This window comes from Terriglobales bacterium (genome assembly GCA_035457425.1).
Lineage (GTDB): Bacteria > Acidobacteriota > Terriglobia > Terriglobales > Acidobacteriaceae > JACPNR01.
The window spans coordinates 1-17,752 of record DATIBR010000090.1 but is presented as its reverse complement, the minus strand read 5'-3'; the positions used below and the strand labels follow the sequence as shown (position 1 = coordinate 17,752).

20 protein-coding genes are annotated in these 17,752 nt (G+C 66.4%); 10 read left to right on the top strand and 10 right to left on the bottom strand.

What is annotated here, in order from left to right; translation table 11 throughout:
• The 4 genes from gpmI to eno form a co-directional block, all read right to left on the bottom strand.
• A partial coding sequence (gene gpmI, locus VLA96_06940) for a 2,3-bisphosphoglycerate-independent phosphoglycerate mutase (protein HSE48929.1) occupies positions 1-1,435 on the bottom strand: 1,435 nt, incomplete at its 3' end.
• Positions 1,436-1,741: 306 nt separating this feature from the next.
• Positions 1,742-2,299 (bottom strand): DUF2059 domain-containing protein, encoded by a 558-nt coding sequence (locus tag VLA96_06935; GenBank protein HSE48928.1) that lies wholly within the window; start codon positions 2,297-2,299, stop codon positions 1,742-1,744.
• A 167-nt stretch (positions 2,300-2,466) separates the two neighbouring features.
• Positions 2,467-2,808 (bottom strand): hypothetical protein, encoded by a 342-nt coding sequence (locus tag VLA96_06930; GenBank protein ID HSE48927.1) that lies wholly within the window; start codon positions 2,806-2,808, stop codon positions 2,467-2,469.
• Positions 2,809-2,812: 4 nt separating this feature from the next.
• Positions 2,813-4,129 carry a phosphopyruvate hydratase gene (eno, locus tag VLA96_06925; GenBank protein ID HSE48926.1) on the bottom strand — a complete coding sequence of 439 codons (1,317 nt, stop codon included), beginning with the start codon at positions 4,127-4,129 and terminating at the stop codon, positions 2,813-2,815.
• A 351-nt stretch (positions 4,130-4,480) separates the two neighbouring features.
• Here eno and VLA96_06920 point away from each other — a divergent pair, with 351 nt between their 5' ends.
• Positions 4,481-6,136 carry an adenylate/guanylate cyclase domain-containing protein gene (locus VLA96_06920; GenBank protein ID HSE48925.1) on the top strand — a complete coding sequence of 552 codons (1,656 nt, stop codon included), beginning with the start codon at positions 4,481-4,483 and terminating at the stop codon, positions 6,134-6,136.
• Positions 6,137-6,264: 128 nt separating this feature from the next.
• Here the strand turns inward: VLA96_06920 and VLA96_06915 are convergent, their stop codons facing one another.
• Both VLA96_06915 and VLA96_06910 read right to left on the bottom strand, forming a co-directional pair.
• Positions 6,265-6,663 (bottom strand): hypothetical protein, encoded by a 399-nt coding sequence (locus VLA96_06915; protein HSE48924.1) that lies wholly within the window; start codon positions 6,661-6,663, stop codon positions 6,265-6,267.
• A 313-nt stretch (positions 6,664-6,976) separates the two neighbouring features.
• Complete coding sequence (locus VLA96_06910) at positions 6,977-8,212, bottom strand: CBS domain-containing protein (protein HSE48923.1); 1,236 nt, start codon at positions 8,210-8,212, stop codon at positions 6,977-6,979.
• Positions 8,213-8,479: 267 nt separating this feature from the next.
• On the opposite strand from VLA96_06910, the gene VLA96_06905 reads away from it, so the two are divergent.
• Genes VLA96_06905 through VLA96_06885 form a run of 5 tightly spaced genes read left to right on the top strand, consistent with a single transcriptional unit; the run spans position 8,480 to position 10,288 of the window.
• On the top strand, positions 8,480-8,929 hold the full coding sequence (locus VLA96_06905; GenBank protein ID HSE48922.1) for an ATP-binding protein: 450 nt from the start codon (positions 8,480-8,482) through the stop codon (positions 8,927-8,929).
• Positions 8,929-9,270, top strand: coding sequence for an STAS domain-containing protein (locus VLA96_06900; GenBank protein ID HSE48921.1), 342 nt, complete (start codon positions 8,929-8,931; stop codon positions 9,268-9,270). Before VLA96_06905 ends, VLA96_06900 begins: the two co-directional genes overlap by 1 nt.
• Positions 9,271-9,279: 9 nt before the next feature.
• Positions 9,280-9,522, top strand: coding sequence for a carboxymuconolactone decarboxylase family protein (locus VLA96_06895; protein HSE48920.1), 243 nt, complete (start codon positions 9,280-9,282; stop codon positions 9,520-9,522).
• 18 nt (positions 9,523-9,540) lie between these two features.
• On the top strand, positions 9,541-9,807 hold the full coding sequence (locus tag VLA96_06890) for a hypothetical protein (protein HSE48919.1): 267 nt from the start codon (positions 9,541-9,543) through the stop codon (positions 9,805-9,807).
• Complete coding sequence (locus tag VLA96_06885; GenBank protein HSE48918.1) at positions 9,779-10,288, top strand: hypothetical protein; 510 nt, start codon at positions 9,779-9,781, stop codon at positions 10,286-10,288. The genes VLA96_06890 and VLA96_06885 overlap by 29 nt, the downstream gene beginning before the upstream one ends.
• Before the next feature lie 118 nt (positions 10,289-10,406).
• Here VLA96_06885 and VLA96_06880 read toward each other — a convergent pair whose 3' ends face one another.
• The 4 genes from VLA96_06880 to VLA96_06865 form a co-directional block, all read right to left on the bottom strand.
• Complete coding sequence (locus VLA96_06880; protein ID HSE48917.1) at positions 10,407-11,576, bottom strand: glycosyltransferase family 2 protein; 1,170 nt, start codon at positions 11,574-11,576, stop codon at positions 10,407-10,409.
• The gene (locus VLA96_06875; GenBank protein HSE48916.1) at positions 11,576-12,892 is read right to left on the bottom strand and encodes an MFS transporter; all 1,317 of its coding nucleotides are present in this window, start codon (positions 12,890-12,892) and stop codon (positions 11,576-11,578) included. Before VLA96_06875 ends, VLA96_06880 begins: the two co-directional genes overlap by 1 nt.
• 69 nt (positions 12,893-12,961) lie before the next feature.
• The gene (gene queF / locus VLA96_06870) at positions 12,962-13,354 is read right to left on the bottom strand and encodes a preQ(1) synthase (GenBank protein HSE48915.1); all 393 of its coding nucleotides are present in this window, start codon (positions 13,352-13,354) and stop codon (positions 12,962-12,964) included.
• Between the two features lie 93 nt (positions 13,355-13,447).
• Positions 13,448-14,350, bottom strand: a complete 903-nt coding sequence (locus tag VLA96_06865; GenBank protein ID HSE48914.1) for a YihY/virulence factor BrkB family protein — start codon at positions 14,348-14,350, stop codon at positions 13,448-13,450.
• Positions 14,351-14,608: 258 nt separating this feature from the next.
• On the opposite strand from VLA96_06865, the gene VLA96_06860 reads away from it, so the two are divergent.
• The 4 genes from VLA96_06860 to VLA96_06845 all read left to right on the top strand — a co-directional run.
• A complete protein-coding gene (locus VLA96_06860; GenBank protein ID HSE48913.1) occupies positions 14,609-15,829 on the top strand; it encodes an efflux RND transporter periplasmic adaptor subunit in 1,221 nt (406 codons plus the stop codon).
• Positions 15,826-16,785 (top strand): tetratricopeptide repeat protein, encoded by a 960-nt coding sequence (locus VLA96_06855; GenBank protein HSE48912.1) that lies wholly within the window; start codon positions 15,826-15,828, stop codon positions 16,783-16,785. Before VLA96_06860 ends, VLA96_06855 begins: the two co-directional genes overlap by 4 nt.
• A 141-nt stretch (positions 16,786-16,926) precedes the next feature.
• Positions 16,927-17,145: a hypothetical protein gene (locus tag VLA96_06850; GenBank protein ID HSE48911.1), complete on the top strand. Its 219-nt coding sequence runs from the start codon at positions 16,927-16,929 to the stop codon at positions 17,143-17,145.
• 6 nt (positions 17,146-17,151) lie between these two features.
• On the top strand, positions 17,152-17,752 hold a 601-nt coding region (locus tag VLA96_06845), incomplete at its 3' end, for a hypothetical protein (protein HSE48910.1).

Here is a 17,752-nt window from a genome sequence, read left to right as displayed (position 1 = left end):
GCGGGCCGCCGGTGGCGGGGTCGATCATCTGCTCGGCGTTGCCGTGGTCGGCGGTGACGAGCATGGCGCCCGAGCGGCGGCGGACGGCGTGGTAGAGCTCGTTGAGGCAGGCGTCGACGGTCTCGACGGCCTTGATGGTGGGCGGGATCTGGCCGGAGTGGCCGACCATGTCGGCGTTGGCGAAGTTGACGATGATGACGTCGAAGGCGCCGCGGTCGATGGCGTCGGTGACGGTCGCGGCGATGCCCTGCGCCGACATCTCCGGCTTGAGGTCGTAGGTCGCGACCTTCGGCGACTGCACCAGCGCGCGCTCCTCGCCCGGGAACGGCTGCTCGATGCCGCCATTGAAGAAGTAGGTGACGTGCGCGTACTTCTCGGTCTCGGCGACGCGCAGGTTGCGCATCTGCTGCTGCGCCATGACGTTGGCGAGGATGTTGGTGAGGGAGTCGGGCGGCACGACGTAGGGGAGCGCGAACTGTTTGTCGTACTGCGTCATGCAGATGTAGGTGAGCGAGTTGGGGACGTGGGAGCGCGGGATGGCGGCGTCGAGGGCGTCGGAGTCGGGGAGGTCGCGGCCGGCGTCCTTGGTGAGGCCGGATTCGCGGGCGAGCGCGCGGGTGATCTGGCGGGCGCGGTCGGCGCGGAAGTTGAAGTTGATGCAGGAGTCGTCGGAGCGGATGGTGGCGACGGGCTCGCCGCGGTTGTCGACGCAGACGAACGGGACGACGAACTCGTCGGTTACGCCGCGGTTGTAGGAGTCCTTCATGCCCTGCACCGGGTCGACCAGCCGGCCGCCCTCGCCGTTGGCTTCGACCATCGCGCTGAACGCCTTGTTGATACGCTCCCAGCGCTTGTCGCGGTCCATGGCGTAGTAGCGGCCGCTGACCGAGGCGATGCGTGCGGTCGAACCTATATTGCGGATCTGTTGCTGCAGTTGCTCGATGTAGCCGGCGCCGTTGGTGGGCAGCGTGTCGCGGCCGTCCATGAACGGGTGGACGAAGACGCGGTCGACGCCCTGCTGCTTGGCCATCTTCAGGATGGCGTAGAGGTGCGCCTGCTGCGAGTGCACGCCGCCGTCGGAGAGCAGGCCGAACAGGTGCAGTCGGCGGCCGCCGGAGTGCGCGTTCTTCATCGCCGAGAGCAGCACAGGATTGGCGAAGAATTCGCCGTTCTCGATCATCAGGTCGATCTTGGTGATGTCCATGTAGACGACGCGGCCGGCGCCGATATTGAGGTGGCCGACCTCGGAGTTGCCCATCTGGCCGGTCGGCAGGCCGACGGCGCGGCCCGAGGTCTGGACCAGCGTGTTCGGGAAGTCGCGCAGCAGGCGGTCGTAGGTGGGCTTCTTCGCCAGCGAGATGGCGTTGGCGTTGGAGGGCGGAGCGTACCCCCAGCCGTCGAGAATGACGAGGACAAGTGGTTTGGGGCGTGCCATGAAGGCGGGATTGTAAATGATGGGGCGGCCCTGCGCGCTCCCTCGCGCTGCGGCGCGCTCGGTTCGCGCGAATCCTATGGGAGCAGCTATTCACCCGCCTAAAGGCGCGTGCTGATACACACAGTCTTATTGCTTCTTTCTAGGGCGGCGGACCAGCTCGCCGCCGCAGTTGGGGCAGACGTGCTGCATGGCCTGTGTGCAGGGCTCACAGAAGGTGCACTCGAAGGTGCAGATGTAAGCGGTGCCGGTGGGCGAGAGTGCGGCAGAGCACTTCTCGCATTGCGGTCTCATTTCGAGGGCCATGGGCTAGGTCTTGGGCGGCGCGGGCTCGTCCTTGAAGATCTCCTCGGCGTCGTGTTGCATCTCTTCGATCATCTTGCTCATGCGCTGCTGCATCTTGGGCATGAGTACGGCCATGCCCTCTTGCATCATCTCGGGCTGGACGTCGAGCCAGTGCTGGCCGGTGGGCGACTCGAAGAAGGCGACGATGCCGTCGACGTCGGCCTTGCGCAGGTGGTGCTGGTAGACGGGCGTCATGTCGTCCAGCATTTCCTTGATGGGATACATGGTGAACGCACGATCGCGGTTGCGCTTCTGGTAGGCGTCGTACTTCTTGCGCTGCGCGGGCGTGAGCTTGTCCAACTGGGTCTGCGGGATGACCTGCTCCATCATCTTTTCCATGTTCGCCAGCATCGTCTCCTGGAAGTTGTTCAGCGTCTTCTCCAGGCGCATGGCGGCGAACAGGCGTGAAATATCCTCACGGGTGGCCTGCTGATCCGCCGGGAGAGTGGTGGAGGCGGCGGGCGCGGGTTGTTGCGCGAACGCGGCCACGCAGAGCAGCAGGACGATCAGAGAATGTTTCATGGTTCCTCTCGTGGCGGGGATTCTAGCAGGGTTTGCGCGCGCCTCCCTCGCGCTGCGTCGCGCTCGGTTCGCGGGGATCTTTATGCTGCGTCTACCCGGGGCTTACGCCCCGGGCTAATCTCTGCCGTCCCGCTTCGCGGGACTGGATCGTACGAGTGCAACCATCCTCAGCTTTGGAAGCGGTTCGTCGCGATTGTCTCCCGACGGCGTCTTTTCCGCCACCGTCGCCAACGGAAGTATGGGATCGCGATCCCGAACAAGAGCAACAAAAGTATCGGGAAGAGGATGAGCGTGCTTGTGCGCGGGTTGGTGATGCCGAATCGAGGAGCGAGCAGGTCAGTAAGCCAAAAAGCGACTGCGCCCACAGTGGCAACGACCAGCGACTCGATAGCGTCGGACCGGAAGGTCCGTTGCTTGCCGCCGAGTCCGGAGCGTTCGAAGCCGAGGCTCAGGAAATAGATGACGGCGAGCAGCAGCGCGCCCGCTGCGTAGGTGAGGAACGTAATCACCCAGTTACGCTCCGGCTTTGGTGCTCAGCTCGCCGTGGTAGTTCAGCGCCTTCAGGCCCAAGAAGCGGGCGGCGGCGCCGAGGTCTTCCTCGATGCGCAGCAGCTGGTTGTACTTGGCGATGCGGTCGGTGCGCGAGGCGGAGCCGGTCTTGATCTGGCCGGCGTTGGTGGCGACCGAGAGGTCGGCGATGAAGACGTCTTCGGTCTCCCCCGAGCGGTGCGAGACGACGGCGGTGTAGCCGTTGGCGCGGGCGAGCGCGATGGCGTCGAGCGTCTCCGAGACGGTGCCGATCTGGTTGACCTTGATGAGGATCGAATTCGCCGCGCCGGTGTCGATGCCGCGCTGCAGGATCTTCGGGTTGGTGACGAACAGGTCGTCGCCGACGAGCTGCACCTTGGCGCCGATCTCGCGGGTGAGCGCGCGCCAGCCGTCCCAATCGTCCTCGGCGAGGCCGTCCTCGAGCGAGACGATGGGGTACTGGCGGACCCAGTCGGCCCAGTACTTCACCATCTCGTCGGAGGTCTTCACCGACTTGTCCGACTTCCAGAACATGTACTTGCCGTTGCCGTGCTTGAACAGCTCGCTGGTGGCGGGGTCGAGCGCGATGGCGACCTGCTCGCCGGGCTTGTAGCCGGCGGCGGTGATGGCCTCGAGGATGACATCGATGGCCTCGACGTTGGACTTGAGCGAGGGCGCGAAGCCGCCTTCGTCGCCGACGGCGGTGTTGTAGCCGCGCTTCTTGAGCACGCCCTTGAGCGTGTGGAAGACCTCGGCGCCCCAGCGCAGCGCCTCGGAGAAGGAGTGCGCGCCGACGGGCATGGCCATGAATTCCTGGAAGTCGACGTTGTTATCGGCGTGCGCGCCGCCGTTGATGATGTTCATCATCGGGACGGGCAGGAGGTTACCGTTGACGCCGCCGAGGTAGCGGTAGAGCGGGAGCTGGAGGGCGTTGGCGGCGGCGCGGGCGGCGGCCATGGAGACGGCGAGGATGGCGTTGGCGCCGAGGCGGCCTTTGTTGTCGGTGCCGTCGAGCTCGAGCATCTTGTTGTCGAGCTCACGCTGGTTGGCGGCGTCCATACCGCAGACAGCGGGAGCGATCTCGGCTTCGACGTTGGAGACGGCCTTGAGCACGCCCTTACCGAGGTAGCGGTGCTTGTCGCCATCACGCAGCTCGACGGCCTCGTGCTCGCCGGTGGAGGCACCGGAGGGAACGGCGGCGCGTCCCATGACGCCGCCGGCGAGGATGACTTCGGCCTCGACGGTGGGGTTGCCGCGGGAATCGAGGACCTGACGCGCGGTGACTTCGACGATGTTGGTCATGGCTGGCTCCCGGAAGACGCCCGATTATAGAGGATGGGCCTTTTCGGGCGCTCCTTCGCGCTGACGCGCTCGGTCGCGCGCAATCCTTCTCTTGGCGCGCTACCCAGGGCTTACGCCCTGGGCTAGGCTCGTCCGCGTTGCGGGCTCGCTGCCGCCGGCTCTGCCGGCTGGAACGCTCGCCGCTTCAGCGGCTCGCTTCCGGCCCGGGAAGAGTCTGGTCTTCAGCCGATACTCTTCTTCAGCTGCTGAAGACCAACTTCAAAGGCCGCGGCCGAGGGCGGCCGCGCCACCCGTCAGTCGGCAATCCGGCGATTTACAGTGGACGTATATCAAGGTAGGCTCACGCGCGAGATGGACGGGAGCAAGACGTTTTCGGAGTTTTACAGGACGTGTGTCCGCAACCTGGTGATCGGGACGGCGCTCTCGATCGTGCCGGCGGGCGCGTTTTACTTCTTCGTCTTCCCTTACACGCCGAAGCAGTTGGCGGTGTTGGCGGTATTGGGACTGCTCGATCTGTTGATCTTCCTGCCGCTGGACCTTGCGGTGCTGAGATGGACGTTGCGAGATGTGGAGAAGGCGCTTTCGTTCATGTCGTCGGCTAAAGCCGGCTCGGCCTCTCCCCTGACGGGGGACGCGGCCCGAAAGGACCGCTCTTCCCGCGCGGACGCCACTGTAAAGACCGCCGCTCGAAGCAATGTGCTCGATCGGGGACTAGCGGCGGCGCTGGGGGCGCCGCGGCGCGTGATCTTCCCGCGGGTGTACGGAGTGCACGCCATCGCGGCGTCGGCGGGGATCACGCTGCTGGTGATGGCAGCGAACCAATGGTTCGCGTTGGGCGTGCCGACGCGGACCTTCCCGCTCTACTGGCTGTTGAACCTGACGGTGGTGCCGATCGCGCACGTGGTATACGAGTTCGCGGCGATGGAGCGGGTGGTGCAGCCGATCGCGGCGCAACTGTTGGACGCGGGGGCCGACCCGGCGGCGGCGGGTCCCTTCACGCTGCGGCAGCGAATGGCGTTCTTCTTCCCGATGTTCGTGGTGGCGCCGATGGCGATCATCCTGCTGGCGTTGTACATGCATGCGAGCCAGCACTGGGCGGCGATGATCGACATCATGCACGTGATGCGGGACCTGGCGCTGATCGGAGTGGTGAGCGCGGCGCTGTTCCTGTTCCTGATGGCGGTGCTGGGCGGCCAACTGGCGGAGCACACGAACCGGCTGGTGAGCGCGCTGGACAGCATCGGGCGAGGCGATCTCGGGGCGCGTGCCGAGCTCTACTCCACCGACGAGTTCGGGCAGATCGCGGGGCACGTGAACACCATGGCCTCGGGGCTGGCGGAGCGGGAGCGGCTGCGCGACCTGTTCGGCGCGTACATGACGAGCGAGGTCGCGGCCGACCTGCTGGCGAAGGGCGACCAGGCCACGCGGACGGAAAAACGCTACGTGGCGATCCTGTTCCTGGACGTGCGGGGATTCACAGCATTCTCGAACGAGCGGCCACCGGAGGTGGTGGTGAGCGTGCTGAACCGGCTGCTGGAGGCGGCGGTGGAGGCGATCGCGCAGCAGCGCGGCACGGTGAACAAGTACCTGGGCGACGGGCTGCTCGCGGTGTTCGGAGCGCCCATCGCGCTGGAGAATCCGTGCGCGGCGGCGGTGGAGGCCGCGATCGAGATCGGCAAGCGGGTGCGGGGGCTCAACCACCTGTTTGCGGCGACGGGCGTGCCCGCAATGAAGATCGGCATCGGGATCCATGCAGGCGAGGTGGTGGTGGGCTCGATCGGGTCGGCGAAGCACAAGCTGGAGTACACGGTGATCGGGGACGCGGTGAACGTGGCCTCGCGCATCGAGCAGTTGAACAAGCCGATGGAGACGGAGCTGCTGGTGTCGGACGAGGTATGGGCGAAGTGCGGGGCGCTGCAGCAGGTGTTCGGGGAGGCGGTCAGCGAACAGGTGAAGGGCGTGGAGAGGCCGGTGAAGGTGTACCCGGTGCGCAGCGCGCGGGAGTGAGGACTTTCGAATCTTGAATTGCGCCGGCGAGTCGCCGGCGCCTACCCACGTGCCGGCGCCTACCCACGTGCCGGCGCCTACCGACGTAAAGTCAAAGGCCGCGGCCGGAGCGGCCGCGGTACCCGAACCTAGAGGTGGGGCGGGACTTCGGTGGTCTTCGCGGAAGAGCTCTTGTATCCGGTGAGGCGGGCGTCGATCTCGGAGACCTGGTGAGTGATCTGGGTGAAGCGATGGAGCGACTGGCGCAAGCGCTCGCGGACCTGAGCTTGCTGAGCCTCGTCCTTGGTGTTCATCACCATGTCGAACTGAAGCGCGAGCTCATGGGCGTTGTTGCCAAGCTGGTGGATGAGGCCACGCATGGCGAACAGGGCCTCGAGCGCGGTCGATTCCGCTTCGCTGCGGGCAGCGCGCGCGAACAGGAAGGTGCGCTCGCCCTGGGCGTGCTCATACCAGATGAACGCCGCCACGGCGACACCGAAGCTGACAAAGTAAAGCCCCGCCAGCCAAAGTTCGGCAAAGTTGGCCATTGCGCGGATGGTAAGCGGGCACTGTGCGGAAGGCCAGATTACGAAGGTAATGTGGAGTGCCTTTCCAGTGGCGTCGGCTCAAGCCGACTCGGGCCCCTTTCCTTTTGTTTCCCAGCACATACGTGCTGGGCTCACGAATGACGGTGCCGCTGCGGCGGGACGGGTTGCTGAGCGCTGGCCGCGCCGGCGAGTCGCCGGCGCCAACCCCGTTGCGGCGGCGGGACGCCGCCGCCCCGGCCGGCCTGGAGGCGAGCGCTCCGAATGCAGGTTCCTCGACTCGCTCGGGATGACCTCGGTGACGAGAACGCAGGCATTACAGCTTGCTGCGGAGGAGGGAGATGACGTCGTCGGCGGTGATGACGCCGGTGAGGCGGCCCTGCTCGTCGACGACCGGTAGGGTGAGGAGGTTGTACTTGTCAAAGAGCTCGGCGACCTCCTTCTCGTTGGCGCCGGCGTGGCAGGAGATGACCGGGTCGATGGCGAGGGACGAGAGCGGGGTGGATTCGGGCGAGAGGACGAGGCGGGCGAGGGGGACCATGCCGGCGAGCTTCTCGTCCTGGTCGATGAGGTAGACGGTGCTGATGGTCTCGACGCCGCCCTCGAAGCTGCGCAGCATGTCGATGGCGTCGCCGACGGTGGCGACGGGCGCGAGCGAGATGTACTCGGTGGTCATCTTGCCGGCAGCGGTGTCGTCCTTGAACTCGAGGAGCTCGGTGACTTCCTGGCGCTCCTCGGGCTCCATCTCGTGGAGGATCTCGTCGGAGGTGTCTTCGGGGAGCTTGTCGAGGAGGTCGGCGGCGGCGTCGGGGTGCATCTCCTCGACGATGTCGGCGGCGTGTTCGGGCTCGAGCGATTCGACGAGGGACGCCTGGAGCCTGGGATCGATCTCCTCGACGACCTCGGCGGCGACATCTTCGTCGAGGTTCTCGAAGACGGCCTCGCGCTCGGCGGGGGCGAGCTCCTCGAGGATGTCGGCGATGTCGGCGGGGTGGAGGCGCTGGAGGCGGTCATGCGCGATGCGGAGCTTCACGCGGCGCGCGGGATCGGTCTCGATGAGGTCGACGAACTCCCAGGGGATCTGGCGCGCGGGGATGCGCGCGAGCAGCGTGCGCAGGACGCCGCGGGGGACGACGCCCTGGAGCAACTGGCGGAGCGCGCCGCGCATGCCGACGTCGACGCCTTCGACCTTGAGGGTGATGTTGCCGTTGACGGGGAGCTGGGTGAACTCGACGTCGTTGACGCGGACGACCTTGCGACCGTTGACGTCGATGACCTGCTGGTCGAGCAGGTCGCGGGAGAGCAGCAGCAAGCCTTCGGTGCCTTCGACCGGGCGGAAGTCGGGGCGCTCGAGGCGAATGCTGGAAGAGGTGACGGCGGAGACGGAATCGGTCTGCACCATGCGCTCGCCCTGGCGGGTGCGGACGATGAGGTTGGTGACGCGCGGTCCCTCCTGGTGGGGAGAGAGGACGACCTCACGCACACGCCCGGCGACCGCCCCGGAAGGGTCGAGGACCGCGGCGCCGAGAAGCTCGGTGAGGGCGAGGGACATGCGAGTTGCGAGTTCCAGTCGCGAGTGGCGAGTGGCCCGAAGCCAGTGTAACGCCGGGCAGCAAATGGGAGGCGAAGGAAACGCAGCGCTGGGAAGGTCGCGGGCGCGAGTGGGAGCGGGCTACCACTCCGTTGGCAAGAGGTTTCGTTGACAATATGGTGTGTGACAGGCAAACTACCGCATTCCTGAGTTTGCAGTGGCGGCAGTAGTGTGGCGCGGCGCGCGCGAACGAGAGCGGGCCGGCAGCCGAGGCAAAACACCCTGAAAATGACCGACAAGCGGGTCTCGTTCACGCTGGAATCGACGCTGGACAGCGTGAACATGGCCGAAGAGAAGACCGAGAAACTCGCCGCGGAACTCGGGTTCAGCGAAGAGGACTGCCATCGGCTGGCGATGAGCGTGCGCGAGGCGATGGTGAACGCGGTCCTGCACGGGAACGCCTACGACCCGAAGAAGCGGGTGCACGTCGTGTTCGAGCACGATGGCAAGAAGCTGGCCATCACGATCAGCGACGAAGGCCGGGGGCTGAGTCCGGAGGAACTGCCGGACCCGCTGGCGCCGGAGAATCTGTTGAAGCAATCGGGGCGCGGGATCTTCCTGATGCGCTCGTTCATGGACGACGTCCAGATCAGGAACCTGCGACCGGGAACCGAAGTCAAACTCATCAAGACCGTCGGCGGCGAAGCCGAGGGATCCAGAGAGGAAGCGAAGCAATGATGAAGACAAGCACGCGGAAGGTGGAGAACGTGACCATCGTGGACCTGAGCGGGCGGATCACGCTGGGCGAAGGCAGCGTGGTGCTGCGCGACACCATCCGCGACCTGATCGGCAAGGGCGACAAGAAGATCCTGTTGAACCTTGGCGAAGTGACCTACATCGACAGCTCCGGGATCGGCGAGCTGGTGAGCGCGTTCACGACGGTGCGGAACCAGGGCGGCGAACTGAAGCTGCTGAACCTGACGAAGAAGGTCCACGACCTGCTGCAGATCACGAAGCTGTACACCGTGTTCGACGTGAAGGACGACGAAGCGACGGCGATCCAGTCGTTCACGAAGTAGGGGCGGGCGATGCCGCGGATCACGCGGCTCGACCGCGCGCAGCTGGACGCGGAGAGCCAGGCCATCTACGACCACTACATGAAAGAGCGCGGGAACGTGCCCAACATGTTCCGCACCGTCGCGCACCGGCCTGAGATCTTCCGCACGATGATCGCGCACTTCCGCGCGGTCATGGAAAGCGGCACGGTGCCCAAGAAGCTGAAAGAGCTGGCCGTCGTCCGGACGAGCCAACTGAACTCCTGCGAGTATTGACTGGCGTCGCACACCGCCTTGGCAAGGCGGCTGGGATGGAGCGACGACCTGCTCGCGCACCTGGCGGAGTTCGAGACCCGCACTGACCTGACCGACAGAGAGAAGGCCGCGGTGCGCTTTGCGGAGCAGATGACGCGCGACTCGCACCACGTGAGCGACGAGCAGTTCGCGGAGCTGCGGCGGCACTACGATGAGGGCGAGGTGGTGGAGCTGGCCAGCGTCATCGGACTGTTCAACTACTTCAACCGGTTCAACGATGCGCTCAGGATGGAGCCAACGAAGTAGCGGGCGGGCGGGCGGCGGCTGGCGGGCGGCGGCGGTGTGGATGCTTGCCTGCGTGCTGACGCCGTCGCTGGCCGCGGGGGCGTGCATTCCCTTCACCGAGGCGCCGAAGAAGATCGGCGAGAGCGTGTGCGTCCGCGGCAAAGTGGTGAAGGTGGCGGAGGGAAAGAAGGGCACGTGGTTCCTCGACTTCTGCGAGGACTACACCAAGTGCGCGTTCACGGTGGTGGTGTTCGCGCGCAACCTGCGCGACGTGGGCGACGTGCGACAGCTCTCCGGGCGCGAGATCGAGATCTTCGGCAAGGTGAAGCTGTACCACGGGCGCGCGGAGATCATCCTCAAGGATGCGCGGCAACTGCACGGCGAGGCGGCGAAGCTGCCGCCCATGCCGCGGGAGTACGACGCGTCGCGGCATGGGAAGTACTCGGCAGGGCGGTACCGGACGAAGGGGAAGGTGGAAGACCTGGATCCGGAGAAGCGGTAGTCCACGGTGCACGGTCCACAGTCCACAGTGGGCGAGAACCAAGGTGCTTCGTCGCTGCTCGCGCGCGGGAGAAAACGCGCGCTCGCCACGCTCCTCAGCATGACCCATCCACTCTTCCCTAGTCCCAGGGTTTGGGTGAGGCGGCGCGGAGCTCGTCGAGGGAATACTTGGTGCCGCGCCAGACGATGCCGCCCTGGCGCAGCGTGACGAAGAGCGAGCGCAGCATGGCGTAGCACATCAGAGAAGCGCCGACGGGATTGAGGAAGAAGAACAGCGGGCTGATGCCGTAGAGGTCGCGCAAGGTGGCGTAGGCGGCGAAGAGCGCGGCGAGGCCGACCGCGAAGCCGAGCTTGGTCCAGCCGGGCGCGAACCAGACAAGCCCGAACGGCAGCACGTGAAAAGCCAGGACCGCGAGCACCAGCGCGGCGACCAGCCAGGCACGGAAGCCGACGCCGGCAAAGGCGTTCTTGGTGAGGTTGTTGACGGGGCCGAGCAGGCCGCGTCCCCAACGCAGCTGGACCAGGCCGGGGCCGAAGGCGAAGCGCGAGCGGAGCCCGGCGCGCTTGATGCGGCGGCCGAGTTCCATGTCTTCGACCACGCAGAGGCGCAGCGGCTCCATGCCGCCGATGGCGTGGTAGGCGCTGCGGCGCACCATGTTGAACGCGCCCCATCCGATGAAGGCTTTCGACTTGGGATCGGAGACGCGCCACGGCTTCAGGCCGATGATGGCCATCTGGATCATGCCGGTGATGAGCTTCTCGCCGAAGGTGAGCGTGAGCATGGTGGGGGCGAGCACCAGGTGGTCGGCGCGCTCGGCCTGGGCGTAGGCGACGGCGCGGTGCAGCGAGTCGCGGCCGAACATGACGTCGCCATCGGTGAAGAGGAGCAGCTCGCCCGTCGCGAGCTTGGCGGCGGTCCACATGGCATGCTGCTTGCCGAGCCATCCGGGGGGCAGCTGGGTGATGTGGAGGACCTTGATGCGGCCGCTGGAGGCGGCCGCGATCTTGTCCATAATGTCGCCGGTGGAGTCGGTGGAGCGGTCGTTGACGGCGATGACCTCGACGTTGTGGTAGGTCTGGTCGAGGAACGAGGCGAGGCAGGCGCCGATGCCCTCTTCTTCATTCTTCGCGGGAACGATGACGGTGAGGCGCGGCTTCCCTTCCGGCTCGCCCTCGCCGGGCGCGAGACGCAGGTCGGGAACGCGGCGCAGTCCGAGAATGGCGCTCGCGACGACCACGAGCATGACGATCCCGAAGACCGCGCTGTAGACGGCCCAGAACCAGAACATCAGAAAGCTCCGGCGACGCGCGCGGCGCGGGCCTTCTGCTCGTCGACGAGCGAGAGCAGGACGAGTCCGGCGACGAAGAAGAACATGAGCGAGACGATGGCGAGGCGGGAGGAGCCGGTCGTCTGCTTGATGAGGGCGAAGGCGAAGGGCCCGCCGATGGACGAGAACTTGGTGAAGACGGTGTAGAAGCCGTAGAACTCGGCGCTGGCGTTCTCGGGGATCATGGAGCCGTAGTAGGAGCGGCTGAGGGCTTGGGAGCCGCCCATCACGAGGCCGACGATCATGCCGAGCACGAAGAACTCGACCGCGCTGTGGATGAAGTAGGCGTAAGTGACGACGCCGCACCAGAGCACCAGCGTGATCATGATGGCGCGCTTGGTGCCGATGCGGGTGGTGAGCCATCCGAAGAACATGGCGCCGACGGCGGCGACGCCCTGGATGATGAGCAGCGTGAGCATGAGCGCGGAGGCGGGCAGTCTGAGCTCGACCGTGCCGTAGGTCGAGGCCATGTTGATGACGGTCTGGATGCCGTCGTTGTAGAGCATGAAAGCGAGCAGGAAGAGGAGCAGGTGCTTGAAGCGGCGGACGCGCATGGTCGTCTGCCAAGTGCGGGAAAGGCCGACGGCGAGATACGCGACGGGCCAGGGGAGGCGCGCAAAGCGTTGCGGGAGCGGCTCGTGGGAGGGAGGCTCGTGCAGGCGGCGGGCGGTGACGAGGGTGAAGCCCGCCCACCAGAGTCCGGCGGTGGCGATGCCGATGCGGGCGGCGGTGCCCTGCGAGATGCCGAGCTTGTCGTGGAGGGCGACGAGGGCGAGGGCGAGGGCGAACTGGATGCCGCCGCCGACGTAGCCGAAGGAGTAGCCCTTGCCGGAGACCCAGTCCATGCGGTCGTCGGTGGCGATCTGGGGGAGGAAGGCGTCGTAGACGACGTTGGCGTTGATGAAGGCGACTTGCGCGGCGACAAAGAGGAGCATGGTGCGGTAGACGTCGCCGGAGTGCGAGAGGTAGAGCAGCACGGTGAAGAGCGAGCCGGCGTAGGCGAAGAAGAGCAGGAAGCGCTTCTTGGCAGCGGAGAAGTCGGCGATGGCGCCGAGCACGGGCGCGCAGAGGAACGCGAGGAAGTCGGCAAAGCCGACCATGAAGGCCCACAGGGTGTCGGCGGCGTAGCGGGTGCCGCCGAGGGCGAGGCCGTCGGGGCCCACGATGGCGGAGGCGAAGTAGACCGGCAAGAGGCCGACGCTGACGGTGGCGTAGGCGGAGTTCGCCCAGTCGTACATGCACCATCCGAAGATGGTGCGAGGATCGTTCTTCTGCATCGCGGGCAAGGTTGGCGAAGTGTAGCAGAGGCGCGCGCGAGGTCGAGCGCGCTGCAACCTGGTTGCAATCTACTTTTTCGGGCGGGGGTAGCGGGCTTCGACGGTGGTGCCGATGCCGCCGCGCGGGCGGAACTCGCCGCGGACCACGGCCCAGACGGGCTTGGCGGCTTGCACCACGTCTTCGAGGACGCGGTTGACGATGTTCTCCTGGAAGATGCCGAGGTTGCGGTACTCGAGGATGTATTCCTTCAGCGACTTGAGCTCAAGGCAGCGGGCGGCGGGCATGTACTTGACGTAGAGGACGCCGAAGTCAGGCAGGCCGGTCTTGGGGCAGACGGAGGTGAACTCCGGGATGTCGATGGTGATCTCGTAGCCGGGAAACTGGTTGGGGAAGGTTTCGATGGCGGGAAAGGGGTGGTCGAGGCCGGCCTTGGCGTGTTCGGAAGTGTAGCGGGGCTTCACGGGAACATTGTATCGGGGGATCGCGGGATCGGGTGATCGGGTGATCGAAAGTCAAAGGCCGCGGCCGAGGGCGAACGCGGTAGCGGAGCGTTCCTAGGCGGCGAGGTCGGCGCCGGCGGCCTCGGCGTCGGCGGACTGCTGGATGAACTCCTTGAGCGGGAGCTTGGGAGCGCCGCAGGAGGTGATGAGCTCGGCGTTGAACTCGGCGCCGAGGAGCATGGCGAATCCCGACCAGTAGAGCCAGACCATCAGGGCGACGGCGGCGCCGAGCGAGCCGTAGGTCTGGTTGAAGGTGGCGAAGTTACGGAAGTAGACGCCGAGCAGGTACGAGAGCAGAAGCCAGCAAGCGAGCGCGAGGAGCGCGCCGGGGAGCGTACACCAGAAGCGCTGCCGCACGTTGGGGCCGAGGTAGTAAAGGATCTCGATGGCGAGGATGGCGAAGATGATGGCGCTGCCCCACTGGATCCAGGGCCAGGCGACAACGAAAGCGGCGCTGAGGTGGGCGTGGCTGGCAAGGCGCTGCCCGAATTGCGGGCCGAGGATCATGATGACAAGGGCGGTGATGAGAAGCGTCCCGACGATGACGGCGAGCAGGAGCGCGAGCGGGCGCGTCTTCCAGAAGGGGCGGGTCTCGGGGACGTCGTAGGAAACGTTGAGGGCGTCCATCATGGCGGAGAAACCGCCGGAGAGCGCCCACAGCGTGCCCAGGATGCCGAAGGAGAGGAAGGCGTGGCGGCCGGGGCTGATGACGTCGGCGAGGATCTTGCGGACCAGGCCCATGCTGTCGGGCGGGACGACGCGGGCCATGAGGTCGAGGGCCCGATTGAAGAGGTCCGGAATGGGCAGGTAGGCGACGATGGCGGCGAAAAGGATGAGCGCCGGAAAGAGCGCCATGACAAAGTAGTAGGACAGGCCGGCGGCGAGGACGAGGCCGTGGTGGCGGTCGACGTCGCGCGCGGCATTGGTGATGGCGGTCCGGAACTGCGTCAGAGTCACAGTATTGGGAGTGGCGGCAGGAGGGAGGGGTTGGACGCCAGGATCGTCGATTGCCAATTGCCGATTGGTCGTTGGAGCTGACAGCGGGTTCGCTGCATCTAATTGGAAAGACACAGCAAAACAGGCTGGGTGGCATTGATTGGCGATGTACCGCCCGTAGATGGGCGTGGCGTAGTCCGCTATAGTTAAGGTTTCCCCCGGGTGGAAAGCGCCGGCAGGGAGAAGTGCGCGCCGTCGAGGTGAGGGCGCTACCAGAACATGAACGGAAAGCGTTGGAGACTGGTGGGAGGTGCGGTGCTGGCGGCCGCGGTCCTGGTCGCGTTCGCGACCCGGGGCGGGGATGTGCCGGTGCGCGCGGAGAAGGCGACGCGGGAGAACATCGTGAACACCATCTCCACCAACGGAAAGATCGAGCCGGTGGACAACTTCGAGGCGCACGCGCCGGCGGCGACCACGGTGAAGCGGCTGTTCGTCCGCGAAGGCGACCGGGTGAAGGCGGGCCAGAAGATCCTGCAGCTCGATGACGCGAACGCGCGCGCGGACGCGGCGCGGGCGCTAGCACAACTGAGGCGCGCCGAGGCCGACATCGCGGCGCTCAAGACCGGCGGCACGCATGAAGAGGTATTGAACCGCGAGGCGGAGCTGGTGAAGGCGCGGGCGGAGCGCGACTCGGCACAGCGGAACCTGGACGCCGTGAAGCAGCTGGAGCAGCGCGGGTCGGCGTCGCCGGCGGAGCTGCAAGAGGCGGAGAACCGCCACAAGAAGGCGCAGGCGGACGTGACCGCGCTGGAGCAGAAGCAGAGCTCGCGCTATTCGCACCCGGAGGTGGCGAAGGTACAGGCGGAGGCGGGCGAGGCGCGGGCGGCGTATGAGGCGGCACAGTCGCTGCTGAAGAACGCGAACGTGACGGCGCCGCACGACGGGCTGGTCTATTCCCTTCCGGTGAAGCAGGGTCAATACGTGAACGCCGGCGACCTGCTGGCGCAGATCGGCGACCTGAAACGCGTCCAGGTGCGCGCGTTCGTGGACGAGCCGGAGATCGGGAGGCTGGCGACGGGGCAGCCGGTGAACATCACGTGGGACGCGCTGCCGGGCCGGACGTGGACGGGGACGCTGACACGAGTGCCGAGCACGGTCACGCAGCATGGGACGCGCACGGTGGGCGAGATCCTCGTGGAAGTAGAAAACGGCGACCTGAAGCTGCTGCCGAACATCAATGTAAGCGTGGTGGTGACGACGGCGAAGCACGACAACGCGCTGACGGTGTCGCGCGAGGCCATCCACCAGGACGGTGGCAAGCGGTACGTTTTCGAGATCGTGAAAGGCGAACTGAAGCGGCGCGATGTGGAGACCGCGGTCTCGAGCCTGACGCGCATCGAAGTGGCGAAAGGCATCGGCGACGGCGCGACGGTGGCGCTGGGCGCCTCCACCGGACAAGCGCTGAAAGACGGCATGGAAGTGAGGGTGATCGAGCGGTGAAGAAGTGGGCTATCAGTCTGCTGTTGGGCCTGGTCCTGACGGGAACGAGTTTTGCGGCGGCGGCGAGCGGGAAGGAAGCGCTCAAGGCCGGCAAGATGGACGAGGCGATCGCGCTCCTGCGAGCGACCATCAAGGAGCACGCGAACGATGCCGAGGCGTGGCACCTGCTGTCGCGCGCGTACCTGGCGCTGGAGCGCTGGGACGACGCGGTGAAGGCGGCGGAGAAGGCCGTGGCGCTGGAACCCAACAATAGCGACTATCACCTGTGGCTGGGCCGCGCGTACGGCAACAAGGCGGAGCACGCGCCGTTCTGGACGGCGTGGGGCATGGCGAAGCGCGTGCGGATGGAGTTCGAGAAGGCCGTCGCGATCAACGCCAACAACGTGGACGCGATGAGCGACCTGGCAGAGTTCTACATCGAGGCGCCGTCGATCCTGGGGGGCGGCAAGGACAAGGCTACCCGGCAGGCAGAGCTGATCGCGCAGCACGACCAGGCGGCGGCGCACTGGGTGCGCGGCCGGATCGCGGAGACGAACAAGGAACTGGAGTCGGCCGAGAAGGAGTACACGGCGGGCGTGCAGGCGAGCAACTCCGCCGGCGCGTGGCTCGACCTGGCATCGTTCTATCGGCGCAGCGGCGAGAAGGCCAAGATGGAAGCGGCGGTGAGCAAGGCCGTCGCGGCGGAAAAGAAGAAGCAGGGCGCGCTGTACGATGCCGCGCTCGTGCTCTACCGCGGCGGGCGGAACTTCGCGATGGCGGCGGGCTTGCTGCGAAACTACCTGAAGAACCCCGACAACGACGAGGCGCCTTCGTTCAAGGCGCACTACCTGCTGGGACAGATCCTGGAGAAGCAGGGCGACAGGAGCGGCGCGGCGACGGAATACGAAGCGGCGCTGGCGCTGGCGCATGACTTCGAAGATGCGCAGACGGCGCTGAAGCGCGTGCGCGGGCAGTAGAGAATCGAGCCATCGGGCGAACGAGCCAGCGCGCGATGCAGGGCCGACCTGACCTCTCTCCGTGACCGGTATCACTGACCGGAGTTCCCCCACAATCGAGAATGCAAGCTGGATGGGTGTCTCCATCGCGCGAGGTGGGCTATGGCACGAGCGGCGAAGGGCGTCGATGCGGATGCGCACAAGGGCGCGAACGAAGAACGCGGCAAGGCGCTGGTTTCCTATAGCGGACAGCTGCCTCATCGGGGTACGCTTCCGCTGGTGAAGGAGTACGACAGCGACTTCCCGGAGCCGGGCGCGAGCCCGGAGCACTCGGGCGAGTCGGGGAAGAAGAAGCGCGTACGACGCAGCAAGAACTGCTGAGGCGCAATGAAGCTGCTGCACGACGTGGAGCGGTTGAGCGAGTACTGGTGGCTGGTGCTGCTGCGCGGGGCGCTGGCGCTGGTGTTCGCGGCGGCGGTGTGGATCGCGACCGGGGTGCTCGACTTCCACTACGGCATGTCGATCGCGCTGGTGTTCATCCAGGCGTGCTTCGGGTCGTACCTGCTGATGGCGGGGCTGTTCTCAATCGTGATGTCGGTGCTGGTGCTGCGGCAGTCGCACTGGCGGGCGACCGTGGTGCACGCGGCCTTCCTGATGGCGCTGGCGGGGTGGCTCTTGTTCTCGGAAGCGGAGACACTGGCGCCGCTGGCGGTGCTGGTGGCGATCCATGCAGCGCTGGGCGGGATGGGTGAGATCTCGCTGGCGCGGCGGATGCGGCGGCATCAACTGCAGAGCTTCGCGCTGATCGGGACGGCGATCTTCTCGTTCGCGTGCGCGACCGCGCTGCTGCTCGAGATGCGGAACGTGGAGCGCCTGGTGGTGGTGACGGCGGTGTACGCGGCGGTGTATGGGCTGGTGGTGATCGCGACGTCGTTCCAACTGCGCGCGGTGCGGAGGCAGGCGGAGCGCGACGTGAGCGCGGCGGCGG